The sequence below is a fragment of the Streptococcus sp. HMSC068F04 genome, assembly GCF_001837455.1.
GTDB classification, from domain to species: Bacteria; Bacillota; Bacilli; order Lactobacillales; family Streptococcaceae; genus Streptococcus; species Streptococcus salivarius_D.
In genome coordinates this window covers 70,990-87,702 of record NZ_KV832514.1, presented here as the reverse complement: position 1 = coordinate 87,702, position 16,713 = coordinate 70,990, and the positions used below count along the sequence as shown (strand labels likewise).

Annotated in this window: 11 protein-coding genes and 1 tRNA gene; all 12 read right to left on the bottom strand. The window is 41.5% G+C overall.

Annotated features, from left to right (window positions below; translation table 11 throughout):
* The coding region (locus HMPREF2571_RS07775; RefSeq protein WP_141760066.1) for a GNAT family N-acetyltransferase at positions 1–325 on the bottom strand (325 nt) is incomplete at its 3' end.
* A gap of 220 nt (positions 326–545) precedes the next feature.
* Positions 546–2,951 carry a glycogen/starch/alpha-glucan phosphorylase gene (locus tag HMPREF2571_RS07770; RefSeq protein ID WP_070847643.1) on the bottom strand — a complete coding sequence of 802 codons (2,406 nt, stop codon included), beginning with the start codon at positions 2,949–2,951 and terminating at the stop codon, positions 546–548.
* A gap of 325 nt (positions 2,952–3,276) precedes the next feature.
* Positions 3,277–4,707, bottom strand: a complete 1,431-nt coding sequence (gene glgA, locus HMPREF2571_RS07760; protein WP_002886872.1) for a glycogen synthase GlgA — start codon at positions 4,705–4,707, stop codon at positions 3,277–3,279.
* On the bottom strand, positions 4,704–5,840 hold the full coding sequence (gene glgD / locus HMPREF2571_RS07755; protein WP_002886871.1) for a glucose-1-phosphate adenylyltransferase subunit GlgD: 1,137 nt from the start codon (positions 5,838–5,840) through the stop codon (positions 4,704–4,706). Before glgD ends, glgA begins: the two co-directional genes overlap by 4 nt.
* The gene (locus HMPREF2571_RS07750) at positions 5,830–6,972 is read right to left on the bottom strand and encodes a glucose-1-phosphate adenylyltransferase (RefSeq protein WP_002886870.1); all 1,143 of its coding nucleotides are present in this window, start codon (positions 6,970–6,972) and stop codon (positions 5,830–5,832) included. Before HMPREF2571_RS07750 ends, glgD begins: the two co-directional genes overlap by 11 nt.
* A 190-nt stretch (positions 6,973–7,162) precedes the next feature.
* Positions 7,163–9,043 carry a 1,4-alpha-glucan branching protein GlgB gene (gene glgB / locus HMPREF2571_RS07745; RefSeq protein ID WP_002886869.1) on the bottom strand — a complete coding sequence of 627 codons (1,881 nt, stop codon included), beginning with the start codon at positions 9,041–9,043 and terminating at the stop codon, positions 7,163–7,165.
* 169 nt (positions 9,044–9,212) lie between these two features.
* Positions 9,213–11,408: a type I pullulanase gene (gene pulA / locus HMPREF2571_RS07740; protein ID WP_070847640.1), complete on the bottom strand. Its 2,196-nt coding sequence runs from the start codon at positions 11,406–11,408 to the stop codon at positions 9,213–9,215.
* Positions 11,409–11,622: 214 nt separating this feature from the next.
* Complete coding sequence (locus HMPREF2571_RS07735; RefSeq protein ID WP_070847636.1) at positions 11,623–14,037, bottom strand: DNA translocase FtsK; 2,415 nt, start codon at positions 14,035–14,037, stop codon at positions 11,623–11,625.
* Positions 14,038–14,136: 99 nt separating this feature from the next.
* A complete protein-coding gene (locus HMPREF2571_RS07730) occupies positions 14,137–15,135 on the bottom strand; it encodes an NAD(P)/FAD-dependent oxidoreductase (RefSeq protein WP_070847633.1) in 999 nt (332 codons plus the stop codon).
* Between the two features lies 1 nt (position 15,136).
* Complete coding sequence (gene trmD / locus HMPREF2571_RS07725) at positions 15,137–15,856, bottom strand: tRNA (guanosine(37)-N1)-methyltransferase TrmD (RefSeq protein ID WP_002886864.1); 720 nt, start codon at positions 15,854–15,856, stop codon at positions 15,137–15,139.
* Positions 15,846–16,364 carry a ribosome maturation factor RimM gene (gene rimM, locus HMPREF2571_RS07720; protein WP_002884411.1) on the bottom strand — a complete coding sequence of 173 codons (519 nt, stop codon included), beginning with the start codon at positions 16,362–16,364 and terminating at the stop codon, positions 15,846–15,848. Before rimM ends, trmD begins: the two co-directional genes overlap by 11 nt.
* Before the next feature lie 220 nt (positions 16,365–16,584).
* A tRNA-Glu gene (locus HMPREF2571_RS07715) sits at positions 16,585–16,656 on the bottom strand.
* Between the last annotated feature and the right edge of the window lie 57 nt (positions 16,657–16,713).

The window sequence follows — 16,713 nt, the reverse complement described above, 5'->3', positions numbered from 1 at the left end:
AAAGTATGCACTTAATTTGACAATTCAAGCCATAAAAGTCCACCAGTTTATCAATAATCTCACTTCCGTAGCCATGACTCCGCATTTGAGGTACGATGGCAAAGAAACTCACATAAAAAACTTTGGCATTATAGAGAACTGAGGCAAATCCAACAAAATCATCCTCGTCATAAAAGGCAAAGAAATGATAATCATCACGACCATCCAATTGTAAAAACTCACTTAATGGAATACGTTCTTCTTCTGGAAAGGCCTCGTTGTTTAAACGCTCTACCCTATCTAATTCTGGAAACTCTTTGGTAATTAATTGGCTGCGTAAAGCCATAAATTTTCCCCCTTTTTCTGATGCTTATACCTATAGGTCATTATAACATCTTGATAAGTAAGTGCAAGTTTTAAGGGCTTGGATTAAGCTAGGGACAAACTCCTACTGTAACAGACACTCTAAATGCTGCTTATCTGTCTCAGTCATCTCTCTTCTTAAAAAAATAAAAGACAACGACCATTTCTAGTCGCTATCTTTTTTGTGATTCATAAGCTATCGCCTATTTTTTCAATTCCCAAATTTCTTTAGCATACTCTGTAATCGTATCATCCGAAGTGAATTTATGAGATTTAGCAATATTAGCCAAGCTCATACGTGCCCACTTGTCATGATCACGATAAAGTGCATCGATTTTCTCTTGAGCTTCTACATAAGCAGCGAAGTCTTCCAAGAGGAAGTACTCATCGTTGTGGGTGATGAGGGCTTCGTAAATTTCAGTACCTTCAGCTTGAGCATTTGGAATCGTACCGTTAACAAAAGTATCGACGACACGACGAATGACTGTGTTATTTTCATAAACTGCACGAGAGTAGTAATCGTGACGTGCATAGTGTTCATAAACTTCGTCCTTGTCCATACCGAAGATAACAACATTCTCATCGCCTACTTCGTCCTTGATTTCAATGTTGGCACCGTCAAGTGTTGCCAAGGTAATAGCACCAGTCATCATGAATTTCATGTTTGAGGTACCAGATGCTTCTTTAGAAGCCAATGAGATTTGTTCAGAGACATCTGCTGCTGGAATGATAAGTTCCGCAAGGCTGACACGGTAGTTTTCAAGGAAGACCACTTTAAGTTTTCCTTGGAGGCTTTCATCATTGTTAACAAGATTGGCAACTTCGTTGATAAGTTTGATAACAGATTTAGCGAAGTGATAACCAGGGGCAGCTTTGGCACCAAAGATGAATACACGAGGTACCATGTCTTTATCTGGATTATCTTTCAGATCCCAATAAAGTTTGATGATGTGGAGAAGGTTAAGCAATTGACGTTTGTAAGCGTGAAGACGTTTCACTTGAACATCAAAGATAGCATCTGTAGACACTTCTACGCCTGTTGTTTCTTTGATGTAGTCTGCCAAACGTTGTTTAGCAGTCTTCTTAACTTGATAGAACTGGTTCAAGACTTCCTTGTCATCCAAGTAAGTTGTAAGATTTTCAAGCTCATGGATGTCGTTACGCCAACCATCACCAATCACGTCATCAATGGCTGCTGAAAGTTCAGGAGCTGCAATTTGTGTCCAACGACGTTGAACGATACCATTTGTCTTGTTATTGAATTTTTCAGGATAAATAGTATAGAAATCGTGAAGTGTATCTTCTTTAAGAAGTTCGGTATGAAGTTTGGCAACCCCGTTAACTGAGTGACCACCGATGATAGCCAAGTTAGCCATATGAACTTGACCATCCTTAACGATACGAGTACGTTCGATAACATCCGCAGCAATACCACGTCCAGCCATTTCAGCAATGTAACGGTTGTCGATTTCCAAGATGATTTGGTAAACACGTGGAAGGACACGTTTGAAGAGCTGTTGATCCCATTTTTCAAGGGCTTCTTGAAGAATAGTGTGGTTAGTGTAGCTCATAGTCTTAACAGTCGCATTCCAAGCATCTTCCCATGAAAGACCATATTCATCAAGGAGAAGACGCATAAATTCAGCTGGTGCAACCGCAGGGTGGGTATCATTGATGTGAACAGATACTTTTTCGTGGATATCTTTCAATGGCAAGCCCATCTTGAGGTAAGATTTGATGATTGTTTGGAAACCGGCACTTGTCATGAAGTACTCTTGAACCAAACGCAATTTTTTACCTTCAATTGTTGAATCATCTGGATAAAGAATGGCAGTAATATCTTTCACACGACGGCGTGCTTCCAATGTTGGGTAATCCAACTCATATTCTTCAGGAATTTCAACATCCCAAAGGCGAAGATTGTTAATCACACCATTTTTATAACCAATTTGCGGCACATCATAAGGTACGGCACGAAGGACTTGAGCATTCTTATAAGTTGGGACAAAGCGACCATCTTCATTGCTTTCAAGAACCACATCACCAAAGAGTTTCACATAGACAATATCGTGGTCTTTACGTGTTTCCCAAACATTACCTGTAGAACCAAACCAACCATCTGGTAATTCCACCTGGTAACCATCAACAATACGTTGTTTAAATAGTCCATAGCGGTAACGAAGACCGTTACCAAAACCAGGATAACCAGTAGTCGCAAGTGAATCCATGAAGGCAGCAGCCAAACGACCAAGACCACCATTACCAAGTGCCATGTCATGCTCAGCTTCTACAACTTCACGGAAGTCAATATCAAGTTCTGCGAATCCCTCTTTAACAAGGTCAAGAATACCAAGGTTGAGAAGGTTAGTTTCCAACATACGACCTGGAAGAAATTCAATCGAGAAGTAGTAAGCAATTTTTTCTTGATTGTCTGAAAGTGCATGGTTACGTTCAATCCATGTATTTGTGTAATATTTACGGATCAAACCAGCCAAGGCAGTAAAAATCTCCGTTGGTGTGGCCTTAGCAACTTTAATCAACTGCTCTTGATGGAGAGTATCCTTAAAGTCACGGATGAATTGTTCTTTTGTTAAATTTTCGAGTTGCATAGAAATCCTTTCTTACTACTTCCTTATCTTCAATACACTTCTTACAGGTATCTATTCAGATAAGAGGGAATTGGAAATTTTACTCAAACTTCCAAACCTTGCCAGACAAGATTCGAAACAGACATTTCAAAATCTTTATTTACAAAACTGTCAAAACAGTCAATTATATTATAACACGATTAGAGTTATTCTTCTATTCAGACTTTTAGACGCTTTCTCTATAATCTCTGCCAAGCAAAACTTAGGGGCTAAATAATTTTAGAAGCGTTTTCAAACGCTTTACACGAAGATAACTTTTCCCTTGCGAGAAAAGTTATCTTTGGAATTATACTAATTGTTTGTACAAATCAACATATGCCAAACTTGCTGTATCCCATGAGAAGTCACGTGTCATCGCATTGTGCTGGAGTTGTTTCCAAGCATCAGCGTTGTTTTCGTAAACATCGAGAGCTTTTTCAAGGGTTTGAACCATCCAGTAACCTGAGAAGTTACCAAATGAGAAGCCTGTACCTGAGCCTGTCACAGGGTTGTAAGGTTCAACGGTGTCACGAAGACCACCAACCTCACTAACCACTGGCAAGGTACCATAGCGCATAGACATCATTTGAGAGAGGCCACATGGTTCAAAGGCTGAAGGCATAAGGAAAATGTCACAACCAGCATAAATTTGTTGAGCCAACTCTAAGTTGAAAGTAATGTTGGCAGACATTTTTTCTGGGTAAGCATGAGCGAACCAAGAGAAAGAATTCTCATAGTCGCTATAACCAGTACCCAAAAGAACAATCTGAACATCATGTTGCAAGATGTTGTGAAGTTCATTTACCACCAAATCGAAACCTTTTTGGTCAGTCAAACGAGAGACAATACCAATCAATGGAACGTCTTCACGAACTGGAAGTCCAACACGATCTTGAAGAGCTGCCTTGTCTTTGGCTTTACCTGACAAATCATCCACTGAGAAATGATAAGGAATGTGAGTATCTGTTTCTGGATCAAGGAGGTCCGTATCGATACCATTAACAATACCAGATAACTTACCAGATTCCATGCGCATGATTTGATCAAGGCCTTTACCAAATTCAGGTGTTTGGATTTCACCAGCATATGATGGTGAAACTGTTGTGACACGGTCTGCGTAAAGAACAGCTGCTTTCATCCAGTTGAGGCAATCATTCCAACGGAGGGTACCATCAGCATAACGCTCGTAACCAACACCAAAGATTTCCCAAAGCATACCACTGTCAAATTGACCTTGGAACTCAATATTGTGGATAGTGAAGACTGTCTTAATACCTTGGTAAGCTTGAATCCAATGGTATTTTTCCTTAAGAAGGAATGGAATCATGCCTGTGTGGTAGTCATGAGCATGGAGAATATCTGGAATAAAGTCCACTTTTTCCATCAACTCAAGGGCAGCCATTTGGAAGAAGCCGAAACGCTCACCATCGTCCCACTCACCGTATACCGTACCACGGTTGAAATACTGCTCATTATCAATGAAGTAGAAAGTCACACCATCGCGAACGATTTTCTTGATGCCGACATATTGACGACGCCAACCAACATTTGTATAGAAGAAGCCAAGGTCTTCAACCTGATCGCCAAATTTAGCCGAAACCACATCATAATATGGGAGAATTACGGCAACTTCGTGACCATTTTTGACTAGAGATTTAGGAAGAGCACCGATAACGTCACCCAAACCGCCAGTTTTAGCGAAAGGAGCACCCTCTGCTGCTACAAATAAAATTTTCATCGTACAATATCCTCTGTTACAACGCTACCTTTTTTGATGACAACTGGGTTGTTTTCTGTACCTCGAATCGTAACACCTTCAGCAATTTCAACACCTTTATCCACAATAGCGTATTCAACTGTCGCGCCCTTGGCAACTTTAACACGTGGGAAGAGAATTGAATGGCTCACACTAGAACCTTCAGACAAATCAACATTACGTGAAATCACTGAGTTCTCAACTTTTCCTCGTACAATCGAACCAGATGCAAATTGTGAAAGCTTAACTTCTGAAGAGTCTGAATAGTATGTTGGCTCTTCATTTTTAACTTTTGTATAAACTTTTTGGTTTGGTGCAAAAAGTTTATAGAATTTGTGTGATTCCAACATATCCAAGTTAGCATCAAAGTATGCTTTCACTGAGTGGATATTTGAAAGGTAACCAGTGTACTCGTAAGCAAAAGCATTTTCAGCAACTGCCAAATCACGAAGTACATAACGAAGCTTACGTGGTTCTTCTTTAGCTGCTTCTTCTTCCAATTTTGCAATCAAGAATGGTGTATCCACAACAAAGATGTCTGTAGACATATTGTAAGCTTCTTTATCTCCACCCTGGAAGAGCTCATGGCTAAGCACTTTGTCAGATTCATCAATTTCCAAAATGCTGTTTACATCTGAAATGAGTTCTTTAGGAAGTTTTTTGTAGACCACAGTAACTTTTTGTTCTGTTGTATTGTGGAGGTGGAAAACTTGGTTAAGATCAATGTTGACCAAAACATCACTGTTAAGCGCTACCGTTTGGTCTGAACCTGAACGTTTAAGGTAAGTCAAAATTTGACGATAGTATTCTTCATCAACAGTTGAACTTTCAACTGGAGTGTTATAAATACCAAGGTAGTAGTGGCTGAGGAGTGTTGACAAGCCCCACTCACGACCTGAACGAATGTGGTCGAAAACAGAACTGATGTTTTCGTTTTGGAAGATACCAAAGACGCTACGGATACCAGCGTTAGCCAAGTTAGACAATGGGAAGTCGATGAGGCGATATTTTCCACCAAATGGTAGGGTGGCAATAGGACGGTGCTCAGTCAAACCATCCATGTCATGGAATCCTACGGTATTTCCTAGAATTGCAGAATATTTATCAATCTTCATCTTTTGGTACCCCCACTACTTCATTGTATCCTACGACTTGCACTTCTTCTGTACCGTCAATTTCCACACCCTCAGAAATGTGTGCACCTTCACCGATAATAGCACGTTTAATTTTTGCACCTTTACCAATGACTGCACCACTCATGATTACTGAATCCTCAACAACTGCTCCTTCACGGATTTGCGCACTTGTTGAAAGCACAGAATGTTTAACAGTTCCATCAACTATTGAACCGTCGACTACAAGGGAATCCTCAACATGGGCATGTTCACCAAAGAAGTTTGGTGGAGCAATCACGTTACGTGAGTAAATTTTCCATTGACGGTTACGACTATCCAAGGCATTTTCAGGAGAAATGTACTCCATGTTTGCTTCCCAAAGGGATTCGATGGTACCTACGTCTTTCCAATAGCCTTCAAATTCATAAGCAAAGACGCTTTCACCTGTTTCAAGATAAGCTGGGATAACGTTCTTACCAAAGTCTGACATATCAACGGCACTCTTTTCAGCTGAAACCAACATGTTGCGAAGACGTTTCCAGTCAAAGATGTAAATACCCATTGATGCCTTAGTTGATTTAGGATTTTCAGGTTTTTCTTCAAATTCGACGATACGGTTATTAGCGTCAGTGTTCATGATACCGAAACGGCTAGCTTCCTTAAGTGGTACATCAAGAACTGCTACAGTAAGACTCGCGTTGTTGTCTTTGTGTGCTTGGAGCATATCATCATAGTCCATCTTGTAAATATGGTCACCAGACAAGATTAAAACGTATTCAGGATTGATGCTGTCGATATAGTCAATGTTTTGGTAAATAGCGTGGCTGGTACCTTCAAACCAACGATTACCTTCACTAGCTGAGTAAGGTTGAAGAATTGATACACCAGAGTTAACACCATCCAAGCCCCAACTTGAACCATTTCCGATATGGTTGTTCAAAGCAAGTGGTTGATACTGTGTAATGACACCAACATTGTTAATCCCTGAATTGGCACAGTTTGACAAACCAAAGTCAATGATACGGTAGCGTCCACCAAACTGAACAGCTGGTTTGGCAATACTTTGGGTCAATTTTCCAAGACGAGTTCCTTGCCCACCAGCAAGGATCAAAGCCAACATTTCATTTTTCATGAATAGTCCCCCTCATGATTTTTAGTTTCATCCCAAAAAGGATGACGAGATAATCAGTCGAAACTGATTATGACAATTAAAGTAAGTTTTTCACTAATAGTAACAGTTCGAAAATCAAAAGCATCTTAGAATTGTGATTTTCTATCTATCACCCCGAAAAACAAATCGTGTACACGTTTAAGTCTACCCTTTATTTCAAACGACGTTTTACACGCCAGATACTTGCTCCTAGAGCAGGTAGGGTGAAGCTAAGGGTATTTTCATAGTCCTTCCACTTCGCTTTTTGGGTACGGGTTTCAGGATTTCCTTCTTTCCAAACGCCACCGAATTCTTCCATCTCAGTGTTAAGCACTTCTTGGTAGATACCAGCTACTGGCAATCCAATAGTGAAGTTTTGACGTTCCACTGGAGCTAGGTTGAAGACACAGACGAGGAAGTCACCCTTATCGCCTTTATCATCTTTACGAATGAAGGAAAGAACACTTTCAGCACGGTTATCCGCATCGATAATCTCAATACCATCGTAAGAATCATCAATCTGCCAGAGAGATTTATGGTCCTTGTAGAAAGCATTCATATGGCTAGTAAAGGCCTGCATCTTCTGGTTCATCTCATCTTCAAGATTACCCCATTCGAGTTGATAATCAAACTTCCACTCCAAGAATTGACCAAACTCAGAACCCATAAAGAGCAATTTCTTACCTGGGTGACAGAGTTGGTAAGCATAGAGGTTACGAAGACCAGCAAATTGATTATAGCGGTCACCCCACATCTTATGCATCATGCTCTTCTTACCATGAACCACTTCATCATGTGAGAAAGGTAGAACATAGTTTTCATTGAAGCAATACATGAAACTGAAGGTCATCAGATTGAAGTCATACTGACGGTAAACTGGATCTTCTGCGTAGAATTTGAGGATATCGTTCATCCAACCCATATTCCATTTGAAGTCGAAACCTAGACCACCTTCTTCAATCGGTTGGGTGATTGGCGTTGCTGCAGTTGATTCTTCCGCAACCATCATAACATCTGGATAGCGTTTTTTAATTTCACGATTGAGTTTTTGAAGGAAGCCGTAGCCTTCCAAGTTACGATTTCCACCGTCCTTGTTAGGCATCCATGGACCTTCATCATAGTCCAAATAGAGCATGTTAGATACTGCATCCACTCGGATACCATCGATATGATAATTTTCAATCCAGTAAAGAGCACTTGAAATAAGGAAAGACTGAACTTGATTTTTTCCTAAGTCAAAGTTAAGTGCGCCCCAACGATAGTTATGAGCTCGATCATGATCCTGATATTCGAAAGTTGGTGTACCATCGAAGTAGGCCAAAGCATCGTCATTCTGTGTATAGTGACCTGGGACCCAGTCTACCAAGACACCGATATTATTCTGGTGACATGCTTCTACGAAATCTTGAAATTCTTCTGGTGTGCCATAGGTATGCTCAAAAGCAAAGTAACCCATAAGCTGGTAACCCCAACTCATCCCAAGAGGATGAGCCATGAGTGGCATGAATTCCACGTGGGTATAGTTCATCTCAACCAAATATGGAATCAACTCTTCTTTCAATTCTTTGAAAGTATAAGGTTGACCATCCTCTTTTAGTTTCCAAGATGATGCATGAGCTTCATAGATATTAACCGGACGTTTTTGGAAACCAAAGCGTTTACGACGACCCATCCAAAGGCCATCCTTCCACTTCTTAGTTTTCTTCTTACGAATCACAGCTCCTGTTCCAGGACGAGGCTCTAAGTAAGTCGCAAAAGGATCCATCTTTTCGACGACTTGACCTCCCTTACGTTTCACCAAGAACTTATAGAGTTGTCCTTCCTCTGGGAGAGCTGAAGTTGCCTCCCAAACACCGATATGGTTTTTGGTCATATCCAGAGGTTCATCAAACCAACCTGTGAAATCTCCAATTACCTGAATCTGCTCAGCATGAGGGGCCCACACACGGAAGATAAAACCTTCTTCTCCCTCTAATTCATGCACACCCAAATAATTCTGAAGGTGGAAGTTCTCACCTGTTCCAAATGTGTACATGGCTTCATCGAGATTCATACCATCACTCCTTTCTTAAACTAGCCTTGATAGTTCTAACTATCAAGAAATTAAAACATTGAAATATATGTAAATACACTAGAAAACCCTTCAGACCGATAGGGCTTACAAGTAAACAAAAACACTTATGTAAGCGTTTACTGTATTATAACATTTTTTGACATTCTTGTCAGTAAATCTCCAAATCTTTTTTCATATTATCGAACACAAAAGTCTTACGTAATTTTCCAGAAATATGTAATTCAACAATACCTGAATCATACTCAGCTTTTGCGACATAGAGATTATCGTAAATATCTGCATATGAACGATATGAAAATTCTTGTACGGTTTGCTTACGCTCAATTAATTTGGCAACTTTAGCAACCAAGTCTTTCTTAAGAGTCACTTGATTCCAATCCACCTGATTAACAGCATCAGGGGCATTGTAGCTATTCATGGCACGCTTAACATCCGCTTCCGTGTAATTTCCATCTTCACCTGTTGCAACCATCTTACTACGCTGGAATTCTTGTCCCAATTGCATGAAACACATCCCCTGCATAGTCAGATTGAGGGCATTAGCCAAGTAGATACGTTTTTCAATATCCTCTGGCGAATCATGTGGATGCAAATGGTGCATCAAATCATTCAAATTGTAGTTGTCATGCGCTTCGATATAGTTGAGGACCTGACCAGGCATGAGGTAGTTTACAAAACCACGGCTACCAAGCAGACTCTTGGCAATCTGATCTTCCAATGGAGCTCCAGACACATAGCCATTACTGATGTGCCCATAGACCTCTGCTCCCTTGACCGCATCACGCGCATTGTCATTGAAAAATCCGATTCTAGGCATCAAGGCTGCATTATCCTTCTTGGCCTTTTGGTCTACAGGAAGTCCAATTCCCATATCCCATCCTTCACCATAAAGAAGAATCCTAGGATCAATATCATCCATAGCCGAACGAACGGCTTTCATCGTTTCGACATCATGTAAGCCCATGAGGTCAAAGCGGAAACCATCCACTCCAAATTCTTCTGCCCAATAGGTCAAAGAATCAATCATATACTTACGGTACATTTCCTTTTCACTGGCTGTTTCATTTCCACAGCCTGATCCATCTTGGAAAGACCCATTGTCATGCATACGGTAGTAATAAGCCGGCACAGATAGTTGGAACGGAGAGCTATAAGAAGAGTAAGTATGGTTATATACCACATCCATGATGACCCCAATTCCTGCCTCATGGTAGGCCTGAATCATTCTCTTAAGCTCTAAAATCGGTGCCACAGGATTCTTCTGATCAGCAGCAAACTGACGGTCCGGAACATTGTAATTCTCAGGATCATAGCCCCAGTTGTAGAGAAGCTTACCATCTTTATCATAGGTTTTATGGTGATCAAAGACTGGTTGCAGTTGGACATAGTTGTAGCCCATACGTTTGAGGTAATCAAAACAAGTCACATCTCCATGGGCATTTCTAGTCCCTTTCTGACAAGCACCTAGATAGGTTCCTCTATAGGACTTCTTAACCCCAGACGTCTCTGAAATCGAGAAGTCACGGAGGTGCATTTCACAGATTACGGATGAGCAAGCATTTGCCTTACGCCAGCTCGCTTTTTGCTTAGTAACCTTTTCATACCCTCTTGGGACAAGTCTCTTAGGATTGACCACCAAACTTTTTTTATTATCTAAGCTAAGGGCAATACTGTAGGGGTCTCTTGTATCCTGATAGAAGCTTTCCTCATGATACACACGAAATTGGTAGGCTACCCCATCCAAATCCTTTTTGACAGTGGCACTCCAAACACCGTGAGTATTCATCTCATGACGGTCCTTATTGATACTGGTTCCTCGGCTCATCTTAATGATCTTAGGGTTTTTACTGCCCTTTTTAAAAAGCAAGAGCTTCACACGACGAGCTAGAGGTGACCAAAGGCGAAACTCTGTAGCCCCTTTTTCATACTTATGACCTAACCAACCTTGAAAGCCCCACTTCTGATCAAATTCCTGTCTACGAAGAGCCATATCAAAGGCATGCTGGTCACGACCTTCGAAACTATGGCTAGTCAAGGCTGCCTGTTTAGAATAATAAACCGTTGGATCACCTTCAACTATCCAAATAGCATTGGGAGCATCCCCTAGGAAGCGTCGGACACGGTAATCATGTGTTTGCCTCGACCAGTCTTCCGTTTTGACCAAAAGATTGACAGAATCAATAAAACGATTGGAGGGAGAAGTAACCTGACCAACAAGGCCAAAATCATCTTCACGTGAAAAATGGGCTTCTTCGCCCCAATAACCATCTAGCCACTTCCACATACTGTATCTGGAATAGTCGCCATGCATACTATGAAAATGAACGGTTAATAAATTGTCCATTTTTTACTCCTTAGTTTTTATTACTCACTTTTTTTCCTATTATAGCAGAAAATGTTCGTTTTGTAAGCGTTCTTATGGAATATTTTGCAATTTTTTGGTCTATTTTGAACATAAAAAAAGAATGAGAAAATAAATGGCAAAACACTCATTTTTCTCATTTCTTTTGTCTATTTTAATTCCTTTAAAAACCAGGCTTGATACTCTTTCCAGTTCATTATTCTTGAGTCATCAAAACCTTACGTGGTTTGGTACCTTCAGCTGGTCCGATAACACCTGCTTCTTCCAACTCTTCCATCAAACGAGTAGCACGGTTGAAACCAACCGACAGACGACGTTGAATCATGGAAGCACTTGCTTTTTGTGTTTCAAGGACCAAAGCCTTGGCCTCTTCAAAGAGTGGGTCACCTTCTGAGCTACCACCATTGGCAGAGGAAGCTCCACCAAAATCATTTTCAGAAACTTCACCAGGATCAAAGCTCTCATCATAGTCAGCTGAAGCCTGATCCTTGATAAAGGTCACAATACGTTCTACGTCATCGTCAGAGATGAAGGAACCTTGCAGACGAACAGGGTGGTTTTCATCAATCGGTTTGAAAAGCATATCCCCACGTCCGAGTAGCTTTTCTGCCCCATTTTCATCTAAAATGGTACGACTATCTGTTCCCGAAGACACCGCAAAAGCCACACGAGATGGCACATTGGCCTTAATCAAACCAGAGATAACATCAACCGATGGACGTTGAGTGGCGAGAATCATGTGAATTCCCGCAGCACGTGCTTTTTGTCCCAGACGAATGATGGCATCTTCCACTTCCTTACTGGCTACCATCATCAAGTCAGCCAACTCATCAACGATAACCACAATTAAAGGCAGAGGAATCTGTTTTTCTTGCGACTGAGCGTTCCAGTCTTCCACCTTGGCATTGTAGCCAGCAATGTTACGCACGCCAAACTTACTAAAGAGTTCGTAACGATTCTCCATCTCATCTACCACTTTTTGAAGAGCCTTGGCGGCCTTACGTGGGTTGGTCACTACAGGGATAAGGAGATGAGGAATATCATTGTAAACTGAAAGTTCAACCATCTTAGGATCGACCATGAGGAACTTCACCTGATCAGGACGAGCCTTCATAAGAATACTAGAGATAATACCGTTAACCGCAACCGATTTACCAGAACCCGTAGATCCAGCGACTAGTAAGTGAGGCATCCGACCCAAATCAAAGCTACGAGCCGAACCGTCAACCGCCTTACCAAGGGGAACCTCCAAGAGCTTATTAGGATCCGTCTTGGACTGTTCCCAAAGTTCACGGAAAGAAACCGTTGCAATCTCTGAATTAGGCACTTCGATACCAACCAAAGATTTTCCAGGAATAGGTGCCTCAATACGAACATCTTTCGCAGCTAGAGCCAGAGCCAAGTCATCTGCTAGATTTGAAATGCGATTGACACGGACCCCAACAGCAGGCTTGACCTCATACTTGGTCACTGACGGTCCAATTTCAGCCCGCTCAACCTTGACATCAATATTGAAACTCTTGAAGGTATCTTCTAAGATTCGAATATTCTTACGAACGATGTTCTTCTCTTTAGATTGACTCTTAGGCTTATCAGGTGCAAAGAGATCTATATGAGGTAATTTATACTGCAGGAGTTCCTTAGGCGTGAAATCAACCTCGACTGGTACGTCATCTCCCTCAACCACCATAGATGGGGGAAACTCATCGCTTGGCACATCCTCTGGATAAGGTGCATAATCTTCTTGGAAATCCTCATAATCCTCTGGAGGCAGATTATCATAGTAATCCTCAGAGGCATAATCACTGATTTCAGGTTCGGGTGCAAAAATCTCAGCTTCTTGTGGCAAGGCCTCAGCGGCATCATCCAAGATTTCTCCCGTCTCCTCGTCGACAGTCAAATCAGCCAGACGCTCGGCTTCGGCACGTTCTTTTGCTTCACGTTCTTTCTGAGCCTGACGTTCTGCCTTCTTCTCCTGACGTTGAGCCGTCCGTTCCAAACGCTTCTCAGCCCCTTTCTGCCAAGCTTCCTTAGCATACTCCATGATATCCAAGACATCCCAAGGGCTAAGAATGAAAGCCCCTAAGAGAATAATCAATACCCCAATCATGAAGCTACCGATATTTGAAAAGAGGAAGGAAATCGGTTGATACAGAAGAGCCCCCAACATACCACCACCCGCAAAACGAGCGACTTGCACACTCACAAGTTCCCCAAAAAGCAAGTCCTTGGTACCAGGGAAAATATCCAGACCGTTCATACGATCTAGACTAAAGAGATAGGCATGAAACTCCAACAAGAGCCCCGCGAAGACCATCCAAAATCCTGTGACATAGTTACTGTGTTTACGTAACAATTTAAAGCCAAAGAGATAAACATATATAGCAAAAATTAAGGGGTAAGCCATACTCCCCACAAATACTCGAAAGAGATTATAGAGGGTAACCCCAAAGAAACCCAATCGAAAGACTGGGAAAATTAAGACAAAGGCAAAAAAGAAGGTCCATAGCATTCGCTTAATCGCCTTCTGTCTGTCTAATTCTGCTTTTGTAAGACGCTTCTTACCGTTCTTAGAAGCCGTCCCTTTTTTCGTTTTTTTCGTTGTAGCCATAGGTGTATTATACCACGTTTTTAGACATGAAAAAAGAGAGACAAGTCTCTCCTTAGATTGAAGACAAAGTCTTCTTTTGCGACTTTCCTTCTTTTGACATTATTCTTCAATTAACGATGTTGAGTGAACCGGACGATTCTTACCATCTGGATCAATATATTGGATGGCTTGGTTGATAGCGATAGGGGCTTCACCCATTCCCACAGCAATCAAGTCAATCTTGCCTTCATATTCTGCTGCATCACCAATAGCATAAATACCTTCTTGTGAAGTTTCAAACTGGGCATTGACAGTAATGCTAGAGCGTTTAAAGTCAACATTCCAGTTACGAAGGTTTTTATTGTTGGTTGAGAAGCCAAAGCTAACAATAAGGGCATCAAGCGGCAATTCCACAACTTCATCTGACTTCACTTTTTGAACAGTCAAACTTTTGGCAAGACCACTTTCACCCTTGATTTCAAGGGGTACATAAGGTGTCATCACATTAACTGATGATTGATGAAGAAGCTCTACACTATGCTCATGGGCACGAAAAGCATCACGTCGGTGAATCAAAGTCACGCTCTCAGCAATCCCATCTAGGTGATTGGCCCAGTCAACAGCTGAATCCCCACCACCAGCAATCACAACCTTCTTGCCAGCAAATTGATCCAGGCTATGCACATTATAGAACAAGTTATTATCCGCATAATCTTCTTCATTATCCACACCTAAAGGACGTGGGGCGAAGGCACCATTTCCACAGGCAATGACGATAGCCTTAGACAAGTGTTGGCCCTTACTAGTAGTAATTGTGAAGATACCATCGGTCTTTTCAAAGGTTTGAACTTCCTCTTTCAAATGAATGCTGACACGGTCTTCAAAACGCTTAAGCTGAGTCAAGAGGTTTTCTGTCAATTCCGCACCTGTTGTTTGAGGAAAGGCAGGAATATCATAGATTTTCTTCTCAGGGTAGAGAATGGCAGGCTGTCCACCAAGTTCTGACAGACTCTCAATAATATTAACAGTCATGCCACGTAGTCCAGCATAAAAGGCAGCCCAAAGTCCTACTGGTCCACCACCGATAATGGTAATATCATAAATCTTTTCTTCTGACATTTTATTTTCCTTCTGCTTTTATCTCTTCTAAAATCTGACGTTCTTCATCCGTAAAATCATAGTTTTCCAAAAGATCTGGTCGACGCTCCCAGGTCTTACGCAAACTCTGCTCCATACGCCAACGTCGAATATTGACATGGTGACCTGACAAGAGCACATCTGGCACCTTCATGCCACGAAACTCAGCTGGGCGAGTGTACTGTGGAAATTCCAAAAGCCCTGATGAGAAACTATCATCCTTATGACTAGCTTCCTTACCTAAAACCTCAGGAATCAAACGGACAGTGGCATCTACAATAGTCATAGCAGCCAGCTCTCCCCCAGTCAAGACAAAGTCTCCCAAGGAAATCTCGTCTGTCACCAAAGTTTTGATGCGCTCATCATAGCCCTCATAATGGCCACAGATAAAGACCAGTTCCTCTTCTTGCGCCAATTCTTCTGCATAGGCCTGATCAAAGGTACGCCCCGCAGGATCTAGGAGAATAACGCGAGGCTTAGTGACATTTAGCTTGTCAAAGGTATCAAAAATTGGCTGGGCACGAAGCAACATGCCTTGTCCACCACCGTAAGGTTCGTCATCTACATGACGAGCCTTCTCCGCATTTTCACGGAAATTGTGATAGTTGATTTCTAGAAGCCCCTTATCCTTTGCCTTACCAACAATGGAATGTTCTAAAGGAGCAAACATATCTGGAAATAGGGTCAAGATATCAATCTTCATCGTCTAATCCTTCCATGAGCTCAACCTCAATACGGCCAGCTGCAACATCAACATCAAGAACTACAGGTGGGATATATGGCAAGAGCAAATCTTTCTTGCCTTTACGTTTTACTACCCAAACATCATTAGCACCCGGTTGGAGAATCTCTTTGACCTGACCAATCAAAGTATCACCTTCATAAACATCAAGTCCAATGATTTCATGATAGTAAAATTCCCCATCATCAAGGTCTGTTAGATTTTCCTCAGCAATCTTGAGGCTACAACCTTTGTACTTCTCTACATCATTGATATGGTAAAGCCCTTTGAACTTAACGATATCAAAGTTTTTATGTTTACGGTGACTCGCAATCTCGACATCCATGATGTAATTATCTTTGTCATCAAAAAGGGCTAGGACACTCTTCTTCTTAAAACGTTCATCCGCAAAATCTGTTACAGATAAAACACGAAGTTCACCCTGCAAGCCCTGTGTATTTACAATCTTTCCAACGTTATAGTATGTCATTGCATTTCCTTATTATCTGTTTACTTCTTCAAATAAAACTACGACTCGACCAAGGGCTTATCATCATCTGACAGCCATCACAAAACAAAGGTTTTTCTTCGGGTCGAGGTCTCGTTATTTATGATTTTAAAGTGGTATAAAATGACTGACCTAGGCCAGTCAACCCCTCTATTTTATCAAAAAGGACACAAAAAAACCAGCTTTCTCTAGCTGGTACTTATAGTCCGTACGGGATTCGAACCCGTGTTACCGCCGTGAAAAGGCGGTGTCTTAACCCCTTGACCAACGGACCATAATCTGTGTCTCTACCCTCAGGTAGAACTGGGGTAGCTGGATTCGAACCAACGCA